A 22,898-nucleotide genomic window follows, 5' to 3' on the forward strand; every position below is an offset into this window, starting at 1 on the left:
TTCGTAATGATTGAACTTCTAGAAAAACTTTTTTCTCGCGGTGCTGATAGCAGTCGAACTCAAGTGAAACGTCGCCTGCAATTGGTGATTGCTCACGATCGCGCTGATTTAGATCCTCAAACGTTGGAAAAAATGCGGAAAGAAATCCTAGATGTAGTCTGTCGCTATGTCGAAATTGAGACAGAGGGCTTGGAGTTCTCTTTAGAAAGCAACCAACGAACCACAGCTTTAATTGCTAATTTGCCTATCCGCCGGGTGAAAGGTGTCATACCTGAGTGGGAAAGAGGTGATAAATAAGTCTTTATTAGTTTTAATCGAGATTCAATAATTTTTATTGGAGTTGATAGTTAAGTTTCTGCAAGATTATCTATTCAAAGTCGTTCTCGTAGTAATCGTGGTGACAGGGCGGCTTAGTCACTACGATTGCTCATTTGACCCCTTTATCCTGAAGTAGTTTTTGCAACAAAGTCATCCTTTTTACCCCTCAAATTTACTCAGTCTGATAGTGGGTAGGCGATAACGTCCGCGCTAGATGATGGACAAGGCTTGAAGAAACATAGAGCAACATGAATCCAATCAGAGGATGGAGAATCTCTAGGTGAAGCGGACTCTTGAGATGAATGCTGGCAAATTGAAGTCCAAGCAGGACAGGTAAACTGACGGACAGAGATCGGATTCTGTCTGAGAATGGGGCGATGAACGACCCTCCCAGTAATAGAAAGGATAGTCCACTATACCCTCGCACCAGCCAAACATGAATAGTCCACCAAGCAGGATCGTTGAAGTAGGCAACTCCAACCGTTAATAACTGAGCGATCAAGCAGAGGTTAAAGACGATTGAAGTCGTATAAAAACCAATTTGTATCCAACGTGTGGGAAGACTCTTAATTTCTAAATTTGTGGTCATGTCAGACTGCCTATTTTACCTCTAAACCAAATGTCCCCGCAGCATATAACATCGCTTTGTTGACTAACTCAGCCCCCGCTTTTTCGGGTGAACCGACATCGAATGGAGGGGCTGGATCGTACTCCATTAATAGTTGAGCGATCTTGGCGGCTTCCTCACCACAAAGCACTTCAGCAATCGTTAGACCAAAATCAATGCCTGCGGTAACCCCCCCACCAGTCATGCGATTTCGGTCAATCACAACTCGCTCCGTTCCGACCTCAACGCCCAACCTTGCGAGTTGTTCACGCATCATCCAATGAGTCGCCGCTCGATAGCCTTGTAGCAGTCCTGCCTTCGCTAAAAACTCAGACCCGCCGCATACAGAGGTGATGAACTTTGCTGTGCTCCCCTGTTTCTGGAAAAACTCAAGCACTTCTGGATCATCTACTACTGCACTCTGTCCTAAACCGCCGCCGACACAGATCACGTCTAAGGGCGGGCAATTTTCAAAGGTGGTATCAGGCAAAATCATCATTCCGTCATCAGTTTTGATCGGGTCTAAAGCTTTCCAGATGCGGTGGATATGGACACCGGGAAGTGAACTAAAAACTGTCTGGGGTCCCACAATATCAAGTGCCGTCATGCCAGGATAAAGTACCAAGCCAATAATGTGCTTTTGTGAGTTAGTCATAAATCAATCTCTTGATGAGAGTTGCTACGAAATCTATCCTTATACTAGAAGTGGCAACCGACCTCGCCCAGTCCTCGAACGAGTACTCTTTTCGCCACATGACGCTTTCCTTGCAGCTTTTATTTGAAGCGATTAACCAGGTAAAAGATGAACGCGAGTTGCGCTCACAAACCGTGCCAAAAATTGGTGAATATTTTGCAGCCAAGCGATCGGGGATTTTCTTCTTCGACCAACTGCCCTTAGCCAATCGCAACGTTCAGAAAATATTGAACGTTGCACTTTCGATCGAGCATAATCCGGTGGCGCGTTATATAGCAGAGCGTCATACTCCGGTTCATGAAGGATTAGTAACATCACCAAAGGCTTGGGCAATCATTTGTCCTCGTCCCGATCATTGGCATGTGATGGCAGGACCGATTATTGATCGTGGTCAATTAGTAGGTATCGTGGGCTGCACTCGTGAAAAGTCGATGCCTGCCTTTGATACTCAAAATCTAGCTGATTTGAGCGCCATCTGCTTGCACTTATCGGTTTGGGCTACAACCATGCGATTAACGCAAAGTGCAACTCCAAAAGAAGCGCAGCATCAACCGTTTAAAATCAATCGTTTAACGTCTCGTGAGTTGCAAATTTCTGCGTTGGTTGCGTTGGGACGAACCAACGCAGAAATTGGGACTGAACTTTGGATTACTGAAAATTCTGTCAAGCAGGCTTTGAAGCGAATGTTCCGTAAGCTTGAGGTGTCATCTCGTGCAGCGATGGTGGCACAACTTTCTGCAACATATTATCATTTGCCAAGTGCAAAACTATCTTCATCTGACTCAGATAGGTATTGAGCCGAGATATGACCTAAAACCTGCAAGAAGTTTTGGGCGATGCCCTTCGGCGCAGGCTCAGGGTAAGACCTACGGTGGTCACTAAGCCTTGCCGTTGGCGTAGCCTCTCGTAGAGAAGTGCGGCAAGCTACGCAAAACTAAATAATCCTACTTATATTTTGGGATAATTAATAGTTAATAATGATAACGAGCTTGTAAAAAATTTATTTCATCATCTTTTACAAGATATACAATTCTATGTTCTTGTGTTAAACGGCGAGACCAAGTATTAGGATCTAAATATTTTAAAGGTTCAGGTTTACCTTTCCCCTTAAAAGTATCTTTGACAAGATCCAAAACTTTAAGGGGAACTCGTTGATCATTTTCCACCCAAAATTTTAAGTCTTCTAAAAATTCAGGTTGAAATACTGTTTTTCTTTGCTTTGGAGTTGTTGGAATTTCTTGTTTTGATTGGTTTTTGAGGTTCTTCTTTTTGGTCAAATCCTAACTCCTTACTAAGATCATCCAAGCTTTGAGATTCCACAACTCCTGATTTAGCTCGATTTAAAGCTGTTAGCAAACGTTCAGCGTTACGGGGGGAACGTAAAAGATGAGCAGTTTCTAGAATACTAGAAAGTTCATCAACAGCTATTAAAGCTACATTTTCAGCATTCCGACGTGTAATGATTACAAAATCGCGTTCTGAAGTAACTTTCTGGCACAGTTCAGACAGCTTTTCTCGTGCTTGTGTGTAAGTATAACTAGCGGAAACCATAAGTATCAAAAGTCCTGTTTTTACTTGTAAATTGAATTAAGTACATTCTCGCTTCAGCTGTACAGAAAGTCTGTACAGGTTGATGCTTTTCTCGTTACATAACAGAAATTGATAAAGTAAAATTTTCAAAAAACCTGGTCAAGCAATTCTGACTAATTGGGGTCAGAAACATTGTAGGCTGTGGATTACAGGGTGTACAGTCTAAGAGAGTGTTTGAAAAGTTTTGCGCCGCACGATAATGTTGACATTAGTGGTAGGATGCCCACCCCACAAAAATCAACCCTATTTTATGCAACGCCAAAAAAATCTCCCGTTGTTGCTAGTGACGACAACGGGAGAATATAAGATTTTTAATAAACTATCGGTAGGCTACTTGTGGGCCTGCCCAAATTTCTGTAACCTTTTTACCAAAGGTAATCGGCTGATCTTTGTCTGTTGTCGTTATAGTTTTGCCATCATTAGCAACTTGCATTAGTGGCCAGTTTTCCTCGCCCAATTCACCTGCACGAAATAGCACATGATCCGGTTGGCTTTTACTCCAACCTAACAATACGGCAATTTGCTCATGATCTTCCTCATGAGCAGGAGCAACTGTATTAGCATGATTTTTTTGCCGATCCCAAATCACTGCACTATCTGTCGAATCACCTGTATTAAATATACCTTGAAACTTGCGTGCTAAGAAGCGATCGCCTTTTTCCGACCAGCTAACTGGAACTAATACCCCAATCTGACCGTTCGTATTAGTTTCTTCTGACAACGCCGCCTTTGCAGCTTTAGTATTTAATAAAGGATCGCTAACAGCAGTAGTTGAAGCCATCACCCACAACCTCTTGGTTTGCATATCTTGGACAAACAGAATGCTGGTGACACGGCTGTTATACATTTGGGGTTTTACTTCTAGTTGCACTCGGCTATAAACGGCATATTTACCATCTGGAGAAACTACCGGTATGCTGCGGTAGTGACGCACTCCCGAACCACCCTTGGAACCAATAGCCTCTTGAGTCGCTGTGATCCATTTCCAAGGAATAGGATGAGGACTACCTATGGGATCTATTTGTTCTGTTTGGGGTTGATCACGTGGTTCAGTAACATGTATTTCCGTCGTCGTGGTTGGTTGTGATTCTCTAAGAGTTGGTGCTACTTGAGTTGCTGTCAATGATTCAGCAAAAGATTTTTCTCTACTGAGATAATTTTCTTGTTCTCTCAAAGACTGGATATTAGCAGCTTTGAGTTTTCGGATTAAATTAAGTTGACTAACAGGAACATCTGCTAATGGTGCGAGTTCAACTGCTACCAAAGGATCAGGAACAGTTAAATCGCTCTTTGACACAGAACTATCTGCTTGATCCAAAGACTCAATTTTATCCGTTGGTAATACTTGCGGTTCCTGGACAGCAGTATTTTGTGCTGGCACAGAGTCAACTTCTTCTGTTAACAAGTCGATTTGATCTGTTTTTAATATTTTAGCTATCTCAGGTTCCCCAACTACAGCTACTTCCTTTGATATAGAGTCAGATCCTTCAGTAATCGAAGTTAGTTTAGCTACTTCGGATCTGACGGGGATTGAGTGACCCGATGCCGCTAGCAAGGGTGTAAGAAGTATCACAACGACAACATAATTGAAAAATGGTTGCGCGCGGAACCATCCTGACAGCAAAAGGGGTTTAAGCATTTGTAAACTCTCTAGAAGGGGCGGTTGCTATGTCTGAAGCAATACCGATGCAGCAATGGGGCAGCCAGTAATTATATGTATAACAAGAAACTAAAAGCAATGACTAAATATTTTATTCAAAGTTTGCAGAGCTTTACAAAAATTAAGTATCATTGTCTACACCTTTTATTACTCAGGTACTGAATATGTTTCCCAAAAATATGCGAGTATAATAATTATACTGAGAACCCAGTAATTACTACACGATATATAATGTTGCTGTTGCTATACCCAACCACACCAAAAACAGGTATTAGTCGAGGGATATTCAAGGTATAACTTGTGGCTCATGAAGCTGGCAACCAAGAATGAGATGATCCAGTTATTGGGGATCGTACTAGCGATCGCTAGTACGCAGCAAACAAGTCAGGTTATACACTAAATATAACAGCGCAAACCCCGGTAATGGTAAATGTGAGGCGTTACGTGAATAAGCTCAGAAAGCGGACGCATAATAAATCATACTCAGAAAATACTGCTGTCAGCAACCTAAAGTTATAAATTGCAATCTCAACTACAAAAATAGCTAGAAGATGCAATAGTGTTTTAGAAACCTAACTGCATTTAACGCCAATTTGGGGGAAATGATTCAGAAACACAACAAAATTTACTCGGTAGATGCTCTAGCGGCTCGTGACGAAACACCACTAAACGATTAGGTTCACTAAAGGTAGATGCAGCTTATACTAGCTTTTACAGTTGTCAACTTAACTATTCAGTTAAATCTTGCAGCCTTCGGTTTCACCAATACGAAAATATTGTACCACCAAACAGCCGATATTATTTACCATTAACTAATGACTAACGATTAACAACTAATTATTAATGAAAATTGTATTCTTTGGTACACCTGAGTTTGCTGTGCCCACGTTGGAAAAGTTATTGAATCATTCAGAATTTGAGGTATTGGCAGTTGTTACTCAACCAGATAAACGCCGGGAACGCGGAAATAAACTGATCCCTTCACCAGTAAAAGCGATCGCTACTGCTCACAATTTACCAGTATGGCAACCTGAACGAGTAAAAAAAGATACTAAAATTTTAACCCAACTCAAACAATTAGACGCAGACGTGTTTGTTGTTGTCGCCTATGGACAGATTTTATCGTCAAAAATCCTAAATATGCCAAAGTTGAGCTGCATTAATGTGCATGGCTCAATTTTACCCAAATATCGGGGTGCAGCGCCGATTCAGTGGTGTTTGTATAACGGTGAGAAGGAGACGGGGATCACGACCATGTTAATGGATGTGGGGATGGATACTGGGGCAATGCTCCAAATAGCCACTACACCGATTGGATTACTGGATAATGCCCAAGATTTAGCCGACAGACTAGCTGCGCTCGGTGGGGATTTGTTGGTAGAAACTCTGTTGAAGTTGGAACGTCAGGAAATTCAACCAATTCCCCAAGATAATTTAGCAGCTACTTATGCACCTCTGATTCAAAAACAAGATTATAGTTTGGATTGGTCAAAAAGCGCTATCCAATTACACAATCAAATTAGAGGCTTTTACCCTAACTGCACGGCTACCTTTCGTGACAACCTGCTGAAAATCACCGCTTCTGCTACCCTTGGTTCTGTAGGCGATCGCGATCTCCCATCAGAATTACAAAAATTAGTGCATAAATTACCTGATTTGTCAAATATATCAGACAAACCCGGAGTTGTAGTGAGCATTACCAAAGGAATTGGGGCGATTGTCCAAACTGGGGAAGGTTTGTTGCTGTTGCGAGAGGTTCAGCTAGCTGGTAAACGTCCCCAGTCGGGATGGGATTTTGTTAATGGTACCCGCTTAACTGTGGGAGAAGTTTTTGGTGCGGGTAGATAACTCCAAACTCCTGTACAAACGCGATTAATCGCGTCTATTTTCATAAAAGCGGCAAGATTTGCAAGGGCCATCTGGGTTGACTGCACAACGAATAATTTCTGAATGAGCATTGTAGCAGCAGGTGGCATCACCGATTACCCAACGTCCCGCTACCAAACTTTTCTCAGATGGTCGTTTAGCAGACTGCACGTAAATAGCAATATTATGCAAACGGTAACGTCCTGCTTTAAGTTGGTATTTGTGGCGGCGCTCTAAAACCGCGTAGGTTTTACCTTCAAAATCGAGATAGTTTCCGGGTTGGGGTGTCCAATCAAGTTGCACTCTGCCGAGAGACTCACGCGGATGCGTCAGAATTACCTCGGTTTGTAAAGAGTCTGGCTCCATAAGCTTATGTAATTTGATTTACGTTATAAGGATGGTATCGCGATCGCTTTCTTTAGCTTACCGAATTTAGATTACAATTAATAATTGACTCTTATTGCGAGAAATATACATACAGTAGGGATGACAGCTGTTGTATCCTACAGGTTATGGCAACCAAAAGTCAGGCAGGATAGATTTGCCCAAATCGCGCCAGGTTTGGTTGAGCGATCGCGCCACTTGTATATGCAGTTCATCCTCTTCTACAGCTAAAATCTCAGATGGCTGACCTTCTCCCAAATAAGATACCACCAAATTTGCCGCCTCCAAACCAGTAACATAAGCCTTTTCCTGTGACCAAGAGCCATGACGGTTGACAATCCAATCCCCACTCATAAACACATTCTCAAAACTTGTCTTAGCGGGTAACATATAACGATAGCTACCAGGTGCAAAATGAGTCACCGCCTGATGTAGCCGAATTACACTGCTATCAATTACCTTTGCCTCTCGAAACGCTGGTACACAAGTTGCTAAATAACCCTGAACTATTGTTAAAATCTCCTCATCACTCAAACTGAGAAACTGATTCGCGTGATAAAAATCAGCTTCAATCACCGTTCCCGGCTCATCCCGATATTCATCATGTAAAGCATTCAAATCAAAAAATGTCCAACCTGTACTTGCGTCGAATCCAAAACAAGCATTAGAAGGACGAGGAATATCAATTTTGCGGTCAAACCATAGCCGTGTTGCTAAAACATCAATTGCTCCTAAATTGCTCAAATTACGGAATTCTTCACGACTTTGTAAACTAGGGCTAGTTGAGACAATTTTCTTCATCCCCGTGATCCCAACCGCAAAAATCACGGCATCTGCATCAAATACTTCATCACCGCAAACTACACCCTTGGCTCGATGATTACTATCAATAATTAAGTCTGTAACCCGTCGCTTGGGTAGCACTCGCACACCAGCTTTTTCGATGCGTTCTACCCAAGGACGAAATATCTTTTCTCCAACAGTTCCCCGACACCAAACTACATCAAAATCTGGTTGATGAGCCAGAATAAAAAAATAAAGCATCCCTAAAGTTGCTGCGGCTGAACATTGTTCACCAGGGGCAAACAAGCCCACTAATAACATTGGTTCAAAAGCCTCACGGTAAAGCCGTGCAGAAACGTTAAAGTCTTTGAACAATTCACGAGCAGTTACAAAGTCATAGCGCCGCCAAGCTGCATCAGAATTGTCAAAATCAACAACCGCATAAAGTAAAGGCAGGGCGCTGAGGCGGTCAATTAGTGGCAGGCGTTTAAACTGAGTGTAGAGAAAAGTTCCTAGTGGGGAGGGGAGTCGCGGTAAGTCTTGAAAAATCGGTGATTCAACTTCCAAACCTGCTGGCGAATATTGCGAAGAACGAGTCCAAGTAGTAAAAGGATTAATTTCTAATTCATTGATTAGGGAAAAAATATTTTTGTAAGGATACCAGAAGCCATGAATGCCAGCTTCAACAGATTTTCCGGCGGCTGTTTGCCAACCTGCCACCAATCCACCGGGATAGGGGCCTGCTTCTAGAAGTGTCACATCATAACCTTGCTTTGCCAAATGGTAAGTTGCTCCTAAACCAGCCCAACCAGCACCTACAACTACTACCCGTTTTCGTTGTAACCCTTCTACCATCACAGCCTCCAATTGTTGCAGTCCATCAACTAATGTATACGAACTTGCCGCTCTGATCAGGCGACGGCTTGCTATTACAGTAGAGAAAGAAAGAAGAAGCCAAGAAAACTTGGCGCAGCCTCACAAACAAATGATTAGCACTAATTAAAATGAAGAGCAAGAGAAATTCTCTTGCTCCTAGAAAATTGCTATGCAGTCACTATTTTTAATTGAGGTTTAGTGAATAACTCAGCTAAACGATGGGGTTGGCGATCGCGCCAGTTACCTTTACCATAGGCATACCCCGCAATTAACGGAAATGCCACAGTCGCTTCCGAAAATACCATCTGTTCTGTAGCTTTATCTACCTTTCCCCAAGAATGAGCCTCTTTGAGTGTGGAACCAGATAAAGCTCCATCTCGTTCATCGGCGACCGTGACTTGAATTGTATACTTGTGCATACTCGTTTCAAACCCCAGCATTTCTGCTGCTACCACAGTATCCTGGGCAAAGTTTTTCGGTACACCGCCACCAATCATCACCAATCCCGTGTAGTTGGAAGCTAGTTTACACTGCGTCAACTCCGGGAAATCTCGCACCGAGTCAATCGTTAGATGAGATTCTGGAGAATTCCACTGGTGATGCACTAAACCAAACCCAGCAGAACAGTCACTAAAAGCGGGGACAAAAATTGGTACTTGGTGTTGATAAGCGGCTTGCACCACAGATTGACCATAGTTACCCCGACGTTCTAAATAAACTGCCATTTGGGCGATAAATTCCCGTGAAGAATAGGGACGCTTATCTAAATTCTCGGCGATTTTGGCGATCGTCATATCACACACCCGCAGTTGATCCTCATCAATGTAGGTGTCATATATGCGGTCTATCCGTTGCTGTCTTAGTATTTCATCATCAGCAAAGGGGTCGCCGACATAGTGACGATAACCCAACGCTTCAAAGAAATCTTGGTCAACAATATTAGCACCGGTAGACACGATCGCATCTACCATATTATGAGTAATTAAATCGTGGACTACTCCCTTAAGTCCAGCACTAAATAAAGACCCCGCTAAACAGAGAATAATCGTGCATTCTTTATCTTGCAGCATTGCATCGTAAATTTTCGCTGCACGCCCCAAATTTCGAGCTTGGAAAGCCGTCTTCCCCATTGCTTCTACTAAACCGACGACATCGAAAGCTTTAATGTCAATTGGTTGCACAGTCTGTTGCAAAAGTTCTTCACGATTCATGGTAGATTGTCCTTTTTATTGAAAATCAAAATCATCCGGTCTGCTCACGCGACTATAAGGCAAGTCTTGCCAATGTACTAGGCGCTTCGCAGTGGTCGTACCAGGACAAACCGGGATCAGATTGCCGTATGATTGTTTAACTTGACATGCAAATCCCAGATACTCATGAGTTGGGTGAGACGATTGATCAATTTTGCTACTAATGACTTCTCAAACACTACAAGTCACCTATGATACTCAATTTACATTAAACTAACAAGTGGTTGTCAAAACTGGCTCAATTTTTTCTAATGCCCAATCTATTTCATCTTGGGAAATAACCAAGGGTGGAGCAAAACGAATGACATTATCTCTAGTCTCTTTAACTAATAATCCCTCTTTAGCTAAGGCTTTACAAAAACGTCTAGCGCCACCAGCTTCGGGGTACAATTCCATCCCAATTAATAAGCCTTTGCCACGGACTTCTTTTATATATGAACTCTCAATTGATTGTAATTTCGTCAAAAAATATTCTCCTAGTTGTAAGGCTTTTTCTGGCAATTGTTCTTCCAGAATTACATCAAGTGCAGCAATTCCAATGGCAGCGGCTAAAGGATTTCCACCAAAGGTACTACCATGATCTCCTGGCTGAAATACACCCATTACTTCATCAGTGGAAATAAAAGCAGAAATTGGATAAAAGCCTCCAGACAAAGCTTTACCTACAGTGATACCATCTGGTTTAACATCCTCATATTGATGAGCAAACATTTTACCTGTTCTTCCCAAGCCTGTTTGAATTTCATCAAAAACTAGTAATACATTATGATGGCGACAAATTTGTTCTGCTTGCTTTAAAAACCCGTTGGGAGGAATGATAATACCTCCTTCACCCTGAATTGGTTCTACCAAAAAGGCAGCAGTGTTAGCAGTAATCGCTTTTTCTAATGTCTCAGCATCACCAAAAGGAATAACTTTAAATCCAGTCGTCAAGGGCCCAAAGCCATGTTGATATTGTTCTTCTGTGGAGAAACTAATCAAACTAATAGTACGCCCAGAAAAATTATTAGTACAAACGATAATTTCCGCCTGATTTTCTGGTACACCTTTTACTTTATAAGCCCATTTACGAATGGCTTTAATAGCAGTTTCTACAGCTTCGGCTCCTGAATTCATGGGTAGCACTTTGGGCAAACCAGAAATCTCAGAAAGCTTTTGATAAAATCTTCCTAATTGATCATTACGAAAAGCCCTAGAAGTCAGTGTAACTTTCTGAGCTTGCTTGATCATTGCTTCAAGAATTTTAGGATGACAATGACCCTGATTTAATGCTGAGTAAGCAGAAAGAAAATCCAGATATTTTTTACCTTCTATATCCCATATCCATACCCCTTCTCCTTTGGTGATAACTACATCTAAAGGATGATAATTATCAGCACCATATTGCTGTTCTAGTTCAATATAATCCTGGTTATTCATAGTGTTGAAATTAGGAATTCCCAGAGTTACGTTTGCTGCTTGCATATTTATTTACTCCTGATACTTTTGAGAGGTTGAAATAAGACTAAAAAACACCTGAATGATTACCAGTCTAATGAGTCATTCAACAGGTATGAGCATGAAGCATGGAAAAATCCAGCTTCGTTCTTTGTTTTTAGAAGTTACGCATTGACAGGAAAGACCAAATATGGATTATTTGAAAAACCACATCTGTTCTAGGGGCTATTTACCATCAAAAAATGATTAATCAAGCCTGAAACGATCTATTTTGGTAAATGCATTACCATGATTAATTTGTACAGTGTGTAAGTCCTAGTTTTATAATTCCTAATTTCAGGGCGCTATTTACAATCAGAGTAAAGGCGCAACTTCCAAAATTCGCCTATCTTTGATGTCAAAGACAAGACCTATTATTGGATAGTGATGGATTTTTCTGAATATCTAAATAGCTAGGAACTATTGACCAGCCATTTGGTCTTATTGCAGATATGCAACTTGTGTAGGGCATCTTCTGCCTACTTTTAGTGAAGAAAACCAGTTGCCCATTCTGTCTGAATATAAAATTTTGCTGGCATAAGAACCAAAAGTGTAAACTGTAACATTTTTAATGTTGAATTTATCTTTATCCGCACCTTGCAGATAAAAAACCAAGGGCGATGAATAAGCAGTGAGTATTCTGAGTTAGAGACTTTCGTCTCCTTCATAGATATCTTGAACTAGGTATACAAAGAGTTTTTTTTCATCCTGTCATCGAATATAGACTATCACTAAATTTCCTGTCTCTCAATCCTGGGGTGGGGGATGAAAAGGTTGAAGACTATTTCAGCTAGAAAAAATTTAGCTGAACTCGCAAAATATAATAATTATTCAGAGAAGATAGTGAGATTGCTGGACAATTTTACACTTAGTATTATAATTTACTTATGTCTCTCAGTTCTAAGTAGGTCTTTGGAGGGGATTTGATTGCAGTCAATCACGACGTTGCTATGAGCTAAATTTTATCTTGAGAATGCGATCGCCTAGCAATATTTAATCAGCGCGACGCCGAACAGCCCGTCGTAGACATCGCATTTTCTCAGGAATCTTTTGGCTAACGGCATAACACGCCCTACAAAACTAGGTTTTTAGGACTTGTGTGTACACCGTAGCCTTGGTAAGGAGAGGGGGAGTGTTTGCTGAAGCAAATACGGGGTGAGGTTCAGACTGTATTGCAGCGAAGTTAAAACCGCTATATATTCTATCAAATTGAAAACAATTATAGACTTTAAAGAAAGGCCAAGGTGAAGCAATTCAGTAAAAATCACTTGCGGTTCATGCTGAGTTAAGAGTATAACAGAAAACAGACTCAACTATTTATGAGGAATAATCATAATGAATCAATTAGCAAATGCAAAATTCAGTCTAAATGACTTTGAATTACGAGATGGCATTTATTTTCCTAGCGACTATGAACAGTTGAATAATACTCAACATAAAAAAACGTGGGACGCAATTGGTAAAACATATTATGGTTCCCAAAAAGTTGAAAAGCTTGCAGATACATCGCCCATTAAACAAGATTACACTTTGCTAACTGGCACGCCGGGAGGTACTTGGAATAAATTTCCGTTGAATAAATCTGTTGGTTCTATTTTAGAGATTGGTTCTGGTTATGGTCGCGCACCTTTACATCTCTCTAAAGCTAAAAATCTGAGATGTGAAAAATATTATGGAATTGATATCTCTGAACCTTTGTTGCGGCGATTAATCAAGTTTAAACAAGAATATAATTTTTTCCCAGAAGCTGAATTTAACTTGATTTGCGATTCTGCGGAAATATTGCCTTTAGAAGATAATTCTATAGATTTAGTCATTTCTAACTGCGTCTTTATGCATATCCCAGATGCACAATTAAGAAATTTGTTGACTGACATAGCTCGCGTACTAAAACCTGGTGGGATTTTCGTTTTTAATCATTCCTTTCACAATAAATCTTGTCCTTCTCATATTATTCATAATTTTGTGAGAAAGCTGAACCCATTCGTCAGAAATCCAGTTTATCTCAAGCAATATTCCTCTACTGAAATAGATGAAATGTTAGCGACTGCTGGGATAAAAACGAAGTGTCCACAATACATTGTCGAACCAACGCAAGAATATGCAATTTTGCCGGAAACTATTAAAGCAATTCCAGTCCCATTTGCTAATGCTATTAACAGAAGTCTCAAGCCATCAGATGCTCTAAAAGAAACTTTGGCTTATGGTTTTAGTGCCTATAGCAGTCAACTGGAATAATTAAGAAACTCTCTTGTTGTCAAAATTAACTGAATACAAATAATTTACAGAAGCACAATAATGTTGTGCTTTTATTTTTGAATCTTGCACTATTATCAACAACCGCCTTAGAATGAATTCTGAGGCTAATAGCTAAAGTCTTCTAAAGAAGACTGAGCAACAGCTTAAGGCTGCTTGAGTGGACTTTGGCTATAAGAGGTTGAATGAACAAGTCTAATTTATTACTAGCCCTGGCGACTAGAAGTCACACGCCAGTTGCTCATGGGGAGCCACTGCGGTGGACGGGTTCCCCGGCATAAAGCAAGTGGCGTGGAAACCCCCAAGACCGCACTGGCTTGGCTATACAGACAAAACCCACCGACCTGGGTTCGCGTCAGCGTGCCGGAGGCTCTATTTTATTCGCCCAATACTTTTCAAACATCCTCTAAGAGAGGAAATTTATTTCTTGGCGGGAGCGGGCTAATTGAGATTGATACAAGATCTGAGTAAAACATATTTTCCAATATGAATATCCTGTTTTTGAGATTTTTTTATTTCACCAACTTTCCCCAACATATTGGAAATAAAGTTGGTAAATTAGGGATTAATTGAGCTAATTCTTGCCTACGCAACTATGCCATTGGATTTATCGCCTCTTTGGATATCACTCAAAACTTCATTACTTGCTACATTTATCACTTTCTTCTTGGGTATCGCTGCTGCCTACTGGATGCTGGGATATCGTGGCAAAGGTAAATCGTTGATTGAGGGTATCTTTATTGCGCCCCTGATTTTACCGCCCACAGTTGTCGGCTTCTTGTTGCTGCTATTTTTTGGGAAAAATGGCCCTGTAGGGAAACTCATGCAGTCTTTTGACTTCAGCATCGTCTTTACTTGGTATGGTGCTGCGATCGCAGCTACCGTAGTTTCTTTTCCTTTAATGTATAAAACTGCACTGGGAGCCTTTGAACAAATAGATGGTAATCTGCTGCGAGTAGCTAGAACCCTTGGCGCAACCGAAGCCACAATCTTTTGGCGCATCAGTTTCCCCCTAGCACTACCTGGTATTGTCGCCGCCACAATGCTCGCTTTTGCCCGCGCTTTGGGAGAATTCGGCGCGACGTTGATGCTGGCTGGTAACATTCCCGGACAAACGCAGACAATTCCAATGGCAATTTATTTTGCTGTGGAAGCGGGAGCAATGAACGAGGCGTGGTTTTGGGCGATCGCAATTATGGTGATTTCTCTATCTGGAATTATTGCAGTCAACTTCTGGCAAGAATTGAGGGAAAAGAAGAGGGGAGCAGGCTTCGGCCGTGAGCGTCAGCCGAACGGGAGCGTCAGCCGAACGGGAGCGGGGGGAGAAATTCTTAATACGGCGCACTCTAGCTTTGAATCTGGTGGATTGTTTGTCAATATTGAAAAAATACTTCCTAGCTTTCATTTAAAAGTTGCTTTCACTACTGATGAGCAACCCTTGGGATTGTTAGGGGGTTCTGGAGCAGGTAAGAGCATGATTTTGCGCTGCCTTGCGGGGATAGAAACGCCTACAATCGGGCGCATAGTTTTAAATGGTAGAGTACTGTTTGACTCGGAACAAGGAATTAATTTACCCAGCCGCGATCGCCGCATCGGTTTTTTAGTGCAGAATTATGCCCTATTTCCACACATGAGTGTGGCGCAAAATATCGCTTTTGGCTTGCCCAAAAAACTATCTGCTGGAAGTATTAGGGTGCAGGTAGAGGAGCAACTAATAGCGATGCAGTTGCAGGGATTAGGCGATCGCTATCCGCACCAACTTTCTGGGGGTCAACAACAACGGGTAGCCTTGGCAAGAGCATTGGCAAGTCAACCGGAAGCATTGCTTTTAGATGAGCCGTTTTCAGCACTCGATACCCATCTGCGTAGTCAATTAGAGCAGCAAATGACAGAAACTCTTGCTAACTACCAAGGTGTGACTTTATTTGTTACCCATAATATGGAAGAAGCTTATCGGATTTGCCCGAATCTGTTGGTATTGGAGCATGGTAGAGCCGTTCATTATGGCAATAAACATGAGATTTTCGAGCATCCTGCTACTGTGAGTGTTGCCCAACTTACCGGATGCAAAAACTTCTCCCGTGCTGTTCTCCAGTCATCGCAACAGGTGGAGGCAACTGATTGGGGTTGTACTCTTCAAGTAATTGAACCAATCAAGAGCGAATTATCCCACGTCGGCATTCGTGCCCATCAATTCATTTTTACCAACGACTCATCACAGCAAAATACCTTTCCCTGCTGGGTAGTAGGCACAAGTGAAACGCCCCATCGAATGACGTTGTTTCTCAAATTACATTCGGCTGCCAAGAATTCTCAAGATTACCATCTGCAAGCTGAAGTCTTCAAAGAAAAATGGGCGACTATGAAAGACCAACCCTTTCCTTGGTATGTGCGTTTAGATCCTCTGCGCTTGATTTTGATGGAATAAACGCAGAGATATACTTGACATACTCCTCGCCCTACATTTGATCCTTGTTCATGTTGAGTTTCACTGCCGTTCAACCCAACCTACATTGATAGATTTTATTACAAGTAATCACCCGAACTTGATATAAAAGGGAAGCGAAAATTTGCGTCCTAACTCCCTTAAACAGGACTCACTTTAGCTCTGTAAAGCAGCTTCTCACCTTGAAGGTAGCCAGTGTAGCGCACCTTGACTATTTCACCTAGTTGTGCAGTTCCCTCCATTAATTGGTGCAGTTGGGGGTTATAAGGTAATTCTGCTCCCACGGGTGCGATCGCTTCTACTCCCCACGCCTGTAAAAGTTTTTCTAGGGGTTTCTGCACCAACGGTACTATTTTGACTGCTGCTAGCTGTGGATTTTCTTGCGCTTTGTGTGCTGCTGTTGGCCATTGCAATAATAAAGACTCCAGCAGTTGCAAACTCGACTGCTGGAATTCTTGTAGTAATATCTCTCGCTGCTGTTCTAGTTGCAGCTGCGATCGCTGGTACTCTTTTCTTAAATCTGCAATTTCTTCTAATAATTCCTGAGTAGGTGCTACTTTCTCTTGTAACAACTCTACGCTTGAAAAAGTTGCGTTTAATTCATTCAATGACATCTGTAGCACTGACGACAGCTTGAGCAGCACATCTACCCGCATCTGCTCTAGCTTTCCTTGGCGTAACCGCAAAAGTTGACGCTCTGAGACACCAGCAGCGCGACTCAGCGCTTTAAAACTAGAAATACCTACCTGTTGCATTAAATCTTGCAACTTTTGGGTATGGGGCATTGGGCATTGGGCATTGGGCATGGGGCATCGGGGATTGGGCATTGGGCAAAACAGTTCCGAGTTCCTCTTTTCCGAGTAAAGAAGTGAGATTCCCCACTCAGCACGGGCTAAACCATAGCTATCCGCTAACAGCACTCAAAACTCAGCACTGATCAGGGGCATTGGACATTGGCGATTAAGTTTAGTTTGTTCCATATTCCCTATTTCCTATTCCCTATGCCCTATGCCCCATTCCCTATTCTTCCAGTAAACTTCTCAACATCCAAGCTGTCTTTTCATGTACTTGCATCCGCTGAGTCAATAAATCGGCGGTAGGTTCGTCGTTAACTTCCTCAACCACGGGAAAAATAGACCGTGCAGTTCTGACTACGGCTTCTTGCCCTTCCACAAGTAAGTCGATCATTTCCACAGCTTTCGGAACTCCGGGAGTTTCTGGAATCGAACTCAATTTGGCATATTCGCTGTAGGTTCCAGGTGCCGGATAGCCAAGCGCTCTAATTCTCTCCGCAATTAAATCAACTGCTAAAGCTAATTCTGTATACTGTGTCTCAAACATTAGATGTAGCGTTTGGAACATCGTCCCAGTAACATTCCAATGGAAGTTATGAGTTTTCAGATACAGTGTATAAGTGTCAGCCAACAGGCGAGATAAACCCTCGGCAATTTTAGCCCTACTCGCCTCGTCAATGCCGATATTTATATTTTTGACTGTTACTTTCGATGACATAATTTTCTCCTAATTAGGTTATATGTAATTGGGGGTTGAGTATTGGGCACAGTGAGTTAGGAGTTAAAAGTTATTTCTCTCTCTCTGCTTACCCATGCCCCATGCCCACTCCCCATTCTCTATGCCAAGTGCATCTTCAGAACGCTCCGGGGTGCTTTACGGACTCTGGCTAAAACGGTTTCTTTGCCTAAACGCTGGCAAGCTTCATACCGATGGCAACCAGAAAAGCCATAATATTGTCCATCTACTTCTAGGACATCAATAGGTTCTTGCTGCCCAATCTCCGCAATCGATTCCATTAAAGCTTGCACTTTATTTGGATCGTTTACACGGGGTAACGGCCGTTTTATCTGATTTAATGGAATTTCTTGGACTCTAACCATAAGGAGTTTATCCAACTAGTTCTGTTTTCTGTCTCTAAATAAATCATAGTCGTTATGACTTTGTTTTGCAACTACTTTGGGCAAAACTGGTAATGATATCATTGGAGCACTCATGCGACAAAAAAACCGCGCTACAAAGCAATTAGAAAATCAGCTCCAACACCGCATTAAGGGGCAGAATCAGGTAGCCATGAAATTTTCGTTTTGGCGTTTTTCCCGCACTGTGCTGACAACATTTTGTCTATTGGGACTAACTGCTGCATCAGGTCCTGAGAGCAACACCCAGGATATGGAACTGAAAATTGGGATTGTGCAGCGATTTGGCTCACAACCCACAGCGAAGCTGCAACTCGAACCCACAAAAGGCGATCGCTTAAAGCTAAGATTTAAAGTGGGCAACAAGCAGCAAATCCTAGTTACCAAGAACCCTGTAAAGCTGGAAACTCTCATGCAAGCTTTACCCCAGTCAGCAGTTGAAGAAGTGGTAGTTTTGGGCACATATCGCACCTTTGAAACTGCGGAAGACAGTGCTAATAAATGGCGTTCTCAGGGAATGGAAGTGGAAATAGCCCAGCCAGAACGCTGGCAGGTTTGGGCAAAACGAGATGTTTACAGCACTCCTTTACTGCGACGCTTGCTATTGCACAACATCCAAGCTTCTACCAAAGAAAAAGTATATCTTGATACTAAAATTTTGAAACAAGTGCCGCGAGTGAGTTGGGTGGTGGATGGTAAACGCTACAGCCCGAATGATTTAGAAATTAGCACTGATAAAAATTTGATTCGGGTGAATAAAAGCGAAAAACCAGAAAATGCTCGTCTTTATGCTGGGCAACTGAATTTGCAGCCAAATGCTTATGGCACATACACTCTAGTTAACCAAGTACCTTTAGAAACTTATTTGCGTGGGGTTTTGCCTTACGAAATAGGCACGGATGCACCAAAAGCGTCCCTGGAAGCTCAAGCAATTCTCGCCCGGACTTATGCCTTGAGAAATTTACGCAGGTTTGCCGCAGATAACTATCAGTTGTGTGCTGATACTCACTGCCAAGTTTATTATGGGCTGAATGGAGCAGCTGCCAAAACAGACCAAGCGATCGCCTCAACTAGGGGTAAGGTACTAACATATAAAAATGAACTAGTAGACGCGCTGTATTCTTCCACCACTGGTGGCGTCACCGCCTCCTTCAGCGATGTCTGGAATGGCGATGATCGTCCCTATCTGCATCCTGTACTGGATGCTCCGACTAATTTTTGGAACTTGTCTAAGCAAAGTTTAGCAGATGAAAAGAACTTCCAGAAATTTATTAATATCCAACAAGGATTTAATGAAAGCAAGTGGGATATGTTTCGTTGGCACAAGGAAACCCCTTTAAAGGATATTATCAAGGACTTGCAGAAATTTTTGCAGGTGAAAAACAGTCCCGATGCCAAATTTAAGACAATTCAGGCTATGGCAGTAGTGAAGCGAAGCCAGAGTGGACGCATCCTTGAACTCGCGGTTAAAACTGATTACAGCACCTTTGTTCTCCACAAAGACGAAGTTCGCAGTGCTTTTGCTGCTCCTAAAAGTACGCTATTTTACATACAACCCCTGAATAAAGGCAAACCTGAACTGTGGGGATACGCTTTTATTGGTGGTGGATTAGGACATGGAGTTGGCTTGAGTCAAACTGGCTCTCAAAATTTAGCTAAATTAGGTTGGTCAAGTCCAAAAATTCTCCAATTCTACTATCCTGGTACTCAGATTCAAATTCTCAGCAAAGAGACTAGTACAACACGGCGGAATTCAAAATTCAAAATTCAAAATTCAAAATGAATACAGGGTAAGCGTTTTATTGATTTGGAATGGGTGGTTTATTTACGCCGTGCCGTACTAAACTTTAAGCATACTTAAATAACGCGATGTGCAACTTTCTCTCAAATCTAACCCCCAACCCCTTCCCTACTAGCGTTGGGGAGCAAGAATCAAAGCCTCTCAGGAGTGGGGGAGAGGTTTAGAGAGGGATCAGACTAAATCTATCGAACTCACGTTAAGCCACAACACTAGCAGAGAAAACGAAGTCATTTGCAGTCAGGCTAGTTGAGGTAATTCCCAACAATGAAGCCAACTCTGTATTTCCAGTTTTCACTAAGGTATCACTACCCTGTTGCAATAGTGTTAAAGCACTAAACTGAGTGACACCAATACCGCCCAGCCCGATTTTATCAATGCCAATTGTAAAATCAGTGACGATGTTCTTGCTAGCTGGCAGACTGGCGTTAGCAATCCAGAATTGGTCAGCACCAGCACCACCATTCAGGCGATCGCCACCCTGTTGACCAGCAAATAGCACATCATCACCATCGCCACCAAACAGCGAATCATTGACACTGGAGAAGAGTTTATCATCCCCAGAACCACCGTAGAGACGGTTATTGCTACCTTGACTTTTGAGGGTGTCGTTACCTGAGCCACCGAAGGACAGTTGGCGAGTACCTTCAACTACTATCAAAGTATCATTACCTGCGGCTCCAAACAGATTATTACTACCATTGGCTTCAACTACGGTAATTTGGTCATTACCAGCACCACCATCAGCACTAGTGTTCTTAGCAGGGCTATTTGCGCCAATCAAGACTTGATCGTTACCGTCTCCTGTGGACACTGAGGAGTCACTGCCGACTACCACCGTGTCATCACCGTTCCCAGTCACTATTGTGTTACTTTTGCTACCCTCTACAAAGTCTGCTCCGTCACCTGTGAATAAGGTTTGGTTTGACTTGAGGGTGACATAATCACTACTTTTAGAACCAAATTCGACATCTAATGTTGTTAGTCCATCGGTGCGACCAGCAAACCCTGCTGCTGTAAAGTACTGAGTATTCCCTACACTCTGATCGTTTAGAATTGTTGTTTGACCATTAGCAGCTTCTTCTGAGGTCAAAGTTCCTTTTGTGAAGGAGACTGAATCAGGCCCTCCCACCAGTGCTTCTGCGATCGCACGACCTTTCAAATCGCCATTACTGGGAATGTCCAAACCCAGAATATGAGCAAGTGTAGGCGTTACATCAGCATTGCTGACGGGTGCATAGTCCACATAGCCTTTTTTAAAATCAGGGCCAATAGCCTCCATGTTATTGAAGGTATCACCTCGACCAAAGCTGCCATGCATCCCCTGCCCTTGCTGCAAAGTTGTGTCAGCAATTTCTACCTGAGCTTGAGGATTGTTTGGATTGTTTAGGTCTGTGCTAAAGGTTTTGAAGTTGATCACAATAGATGGAACAGGTGTTTTAGCATCACCTTTTAGCCCAATCGCACTCAGTGGTAAAGCACCTGGAATAGTTCCATAGGCATCGTCTACAAAAATACCACTGATGTAGTCTTTTTGCGAGAGCAAATTCACTACCTGTTTAGCTAGGTCAGCATTGCCATTGGGCAGATAAATCAGGTCAGATCCACCATTGGCAGCTACAACTATCTTTGTGCCTGAGTCGAGTTGGCCATTGATTACCTGACCTGTACCACCAATTACACCATTCCCAGAAATAGGACGTTGACCTTGTGTTGCATCAACAGTCGCATATTGGATGTGTTTGAGGTCTGGGGGAAGGCTCGTAGGGTTAGGATCGTATAGGGGTAGACCTAGATCATGAGCCAAATCAATAGCAACAAAGCCTGCTGGTAGAAATCCCGGATTTACGCCCGCGTATGTTTGGGTGGCAGCATAACTTGTAGTTTTTGTGCCTTGGCTATCAATAACTTGCTTGCTGATGGTAGAAAAACCGTGGTCGGAAGTAATAAAGACATCAGTAGTCTTGTCTAAGCCTGTAGTCTTAAGATAGTCAAGAAGTTGCTTTAAATTATCATCAGCATTTTTGACCCCAGCTTTTGAAGTAGGACCGTTGATACCTGGTGTCAAGGTGTTTAAGCTATCACCCTGATTGTGTTGACTACCATCGGGATCTCTTGACCAGTAAACCAATGCAAATGGTTTACCATCTTCCTGAAACTTGGGTAAAATTATCTTGGTTGTGGCATCTGCAAAGTATTGTTGTTGAGCCACATTGGCATTCAGGGTGCCAGGAGTTGTGTTGTTACCTGCTGGCTGGACTCGCAGTGTCGGTTTTACGTCTAGGCCAGCAGCTTGTAAGCGATTGACAATATCTCGATCGAGTGGAACAGCAGAAGGTGAACCGGCAGATGTAGTCGGCGGTGTTGCACCATTTGTACTGTCATCAATAATTATTGTTTTGGGAGTAGGAATAGTACCGGTAGTACCACCTTCTCGGTTAACTTGTGTAACATCTTGAATTGCAACGGGCCCTAATTTACCAACTGCTGCTGTGTTGAAACCCTGCGCCCGCGCATAAGCTAGGAGTGACTCCTCATCTAAAAAGTTATTACCGGGAAATTTTTCATCGATATCTCCCAGAACCGCATCATTTTCAATGAATGGCGTCACACTACCATTGGCATTAGCACTAGGAAAACCAGTGTAGATAGTATTACTAAAGTCACCTGTATCACCAAGATAATGCCCCGTTGCGATCGCAGAAGCATTCGGGGTGGTAAATGTCGGAAATAGCGAATGACTATTGGCGAAACTAACTCCCTGCTGACGAATGCTATATAAAGTTGGGGTATCAGTAGCGTTTACAGAACCGTTACGCAATCCATCCGCAACAAAAATAATGACATTTCTACCGTTGCCGTTTGTATCAGCCATACCGACTATTCCTTAAGTATTGTGAGCTACGATTAATCGCAGCAATTGTGTGTATATAGACTGAGGGATTAATTACACTCAACCCAAG

19 protein-coding genes are annotated in these 22,898 nt (G+C 42.4%); 6 read left to right on the forward strand and 13 right to left on the reverse strand.

The genetic code is table 11. The annotated features are described in order from the left end of the window. Nucleotides 1-6 precede the first annotated feature (6 nt). Nucleotides 7-297 carry a cell division topological specificity factor MinE gene (minE, locus tag V7K36_RS09120; RefSeq protein ID WP_334946203.1) on the forward strand — a complete coding sequence of 97 codons (291 nt, stop codon included), beginning with the start codon at nucleotides 7-9 and terminating at the stop codon, nucleotides 295-297. Nucleotides 298-490: 193 nt separating this feature from the next. Here the strand turns inward: minE and V7K36_RS09125 are convergent, their stop codons facing one another. Continuing rightward, nucleotides 491-907 carry a DUF6220 domain-containing protein gene (locus tag V7K36_RS09125; protein WP_335115015.1) on the reverse strand — a complete coding sequence of 139 codons (417 nt, stop codon included), beginning with the start codon at nucleotides 905-907 and terminating at the stop codon, nucleotides 491-493. A gap of 10 nt (nucleotides 908-917) precedes the next feature. Further along, nucleotides 918-1,580 (reverse strand): DJ-1/PfpI family protein, encoded by a 663-nt coding sequence (locus tag V7K36_RS09130; RefSeq protein ID WP_335115017.1) that lies wholly within the window; start codon nucleotides 1,578-1,580, stop codon nucleotides 918-920. Between the two features lie 98 nt (nucleotides 1,581-1,678). Here V7K36_RS09130 and V7K36_RS09135 point away from each other — a divergent pair, with 98 nt between their 5' ends. Beyond that, nucleotides 1,679-2,416, forward strand: coding sequence for a helix-turn-helix transcriptional regulator (locus tag V7K36_RS09135; RefSeq protein WP_335115058.1), 738 nt, complete (start codon nucleotides 1,679-1,681; stop codon nucleotides 2,414-2,416). A gap of 174 nt (nucleotides 2,417-2,590) precedes the next feature. On the opposite strand, the gene V7K36_RS09140 is transcribed toward V7K36_RS09135, so the two are convergent. From V7K36_RS09140 to V7K36_RS09150, 3 genes are all read right to left on the reverse strand, one after another. After that, nucleotides 2,591-2,785, reverse strand: coding sequence for a Txe/YoeB family addiction module toxin (locus tag V7K36_RS09140; RefSeq protein WP_335115019.1), 195 nt, complete (start codon nucleotides 2,783-2,785; stop codon nucleotides 2,591-2,593). A 25-nt stretch (nucleotides 2,786-2,810) separates the two neighbouring features. Then, nucleotides 2,811-3,170, reverse strand: a complete 360-nt coding sequence (locus tag V7K36_RS09145) for a type II toxin-antitoxin system Phd/YefM family antitoxin (protein WP_335115021.1) — start codon at nucleotides 3,168-3,170, stop codon at nucleotides 2,811-2,813. 358 nt (nucleotides 3,171-3,528) lie between these two features. Next, nucleotides 3,529-4,848 carry a hypothetical protein gene (locus V7K36_RS09150; RefSeq protein WP_335115023.1) on the reverse strand — a complete coding sequence of 440 codons (1,320 nt, stop codon included), beginning with the start codon at nucleotides 4,846-4,848 and terminating at the stop codon, nucleotides 3,529-3,531. 864 nt (nucleotides 4,849-5,712) lie between these two features. Between V7K36_RS09150 and fmt the strand changes: the two genes are divergently transcribed. Next, complete coding sequence (fmt, locus tag V7K36_RS09155; protein WP_335115025.1) at nucleotides 5,713-6,717, forward strand: methionyl-tRNA formyltransferase; 1,005 nt, start codon at nucleotides 5,713-5,715, stop codon at nucleotides 6,715-6,717. Nucleotides 6,718-6,741: 24 nt separating this feature from the next. Here the strand turns inward: fmt and V7K36_RS09160 are convergent, their stop codons facing one another. The 4 genes from V7K36_RS09160 to rocD all read right to left on the reverse strand — a co-directional run bounded on the left by V7K36_RS09160 (nucleotide 6,742) and on the right by rocD (nucleotide 11,492). Next, on the reverse strand, nucleotides 6,742-7,101 hold the full coding sequence (locus tag V7K36_RS09160) for a DUF6464 family protein (RefSeq protein WP_335115027.1): 360 nt from the start codon (nucleotides 7,099-7,101) through the stop codon (nucleotides 6,742-6,744). A gap of 144 nt (nucleotides 7,102-7,245) precedes the next feature. Beyond that, nucleotides 7,246-8,757, reverse strand: a complete 1,512-nt coding sequence (locus V7K36_RS09165) for a hydroxysqualene dehydroxylase (protein ID WP_335115029.1) — start codon at nucleotides 8,755-8,757, stop codon at nucleotides 7,246-7,248. Nucleotides 8,758-8,945: 188 nt separating this feature from the next. Next, nucleotides 8,946-9,989, reverse strand: coding sequence for a 1,9-bis(guanidino)-5-aza-nonane synthase (locus V7K36_RS09170; protein ID WP_335115031.1), 1,044 nt, complete (start codon nucleotides 9,987-9,989; stop codon nucleotides 8,946-8,948). A gap of 252 nt (nucleotides 9,990-10,241) precedes the next feature. Beyond that, nucleotides 10,242-11,492 carry an ornithine--oxo-acid transaminase gene (rocD, locus tag V7K36_RS09175; protein ID WP_335115033.1) on the reverse strand — a complete coding sequence of 417 codons (1,251 nt, stop codon included), beginning with the start codon at nucleotides 11,490-11,492 and terminating at the stop codon, nucleotides 10,242-10,244. Nucleotides 11,493-12,839: 1,347 nt separating this feature from the next. Here rocD and V7K36_RS09180 point away from each other — a divergent pair. Continuing rightward, nucleotides 12,840-13,742 carry a class I SAM-dependent methyltransferase gene (locus tag V7K36_RS09180; RefSeq protein ID WP_335115035.1) on the forward strand — a complete coding sequence of 301 codons (903 nt, stop codon included), beginning with the start codon at nucleotides 12,840-12,842 and terminating at the stop codon, nucleotides 13,740-13,742. Nucleotides 13,743-14,355: 613 nt separating this feature from the next. After that, the gene (modB, locus tag V7K36_RS09185; protein ID WP_335115037.1) at nucleotides 14,356-16,188 is read left to right on the forward strand and encodes a molybdate ABC transporter permease subunit; all 1,833 of its coding nucleotides are present in this window, start codon (nucleotides 14,356-14,358) and stop codon (nucleotides 16,186-16,188) included. Nucleotides 16,189-16,346: 158 nt separating this feature from the next. On the opposite strand, the gene grpE is transcribed toward modB, so the two are convergent. The 3 genes from grpE to V7K36_RS09200 form a co-directional block, all read right to left on the reverse strand. Then, on the reverse strand, nucleotides 16,347-17,033 hold the full coding sequence (gene grpE, locus V7K36_RS09190) for a nucleotide exchange factor GrpE (protein WP_335115039.1): 687 nt from the start codon (nucleotides 17,031-17,033) through the stop codon (nucleotides 16,347-16,349). Between the two features lie 193 nt (nucleotides 17,034-17,226). Next, complete coding sequence (locus V7K36_RS09195; protein ID WP_335115041.1) at nucleotides 17,227-17,718, reverse strand: Dps family protein; 492 nt, start codon at nucleotides 17,716-17,718, stop codon at nucleotides 17,227-17,229. Between the two features lie 119 nt (nucleotides 17,719-17,837). Next, on the reverse strand, nucleotides 17,838-18,101 hold the full coding sequence (locus tag V7K36_RS09200; protein WP_094329374.1) for a ParB N-terminal domain-containing protein: 264 nt from the start codon (nucleotides 18,099-18,101) through the stop codon (nucleotides 17,838-17,840). 112 nt (nucleotides 18,102-18,213) lie between these two features. Between V7K36_RS09200 and V7K36_RS09205 the strand changes: the two genes are divergently transcribed. Then, nucleotides 18,214-19,920: a SpoIID/LytB domain-containing protein gene (locus V7K36_RS09205; RefSeq protein WP_335115043.1), complete on the forward strand. Its 1,707-nt coding sequence runs from the start codon at nucleotides 18,214-18,216 to the stop codon at nucleotides 19,918-19,920. A gap of 214 nt (nucleotides 19,921-20,134) precedes the next feature. Here the strand turns inward: V7K36_RS09205 and V7K36_RS09210 are convergent, their stop codons facing one another. Continuing rightward, nucleotides 20,135-22,810, reverse strand: coding sequence for an alkaline phosphatase family protein (locus tag V7K36_RS09210; RefSeq protein ID WP_335115045.1), 2,676 nt, complete (start codon nucleotides 22,808-22,810; stop codon nucleotides 20,135-20,137). Between the last annotated feature and the right edge of the window lie 88 nt (nucleotides 22,811-22,898).

Origin of the sequence: Nostoc sp., assembly GCF_036919555.1 — a bacterium.
GTDB lineage: Bacteria > Cyanobacteriota > Cyanobacteriia > Cyanobacteriales > Nostocaceae > Nostoc.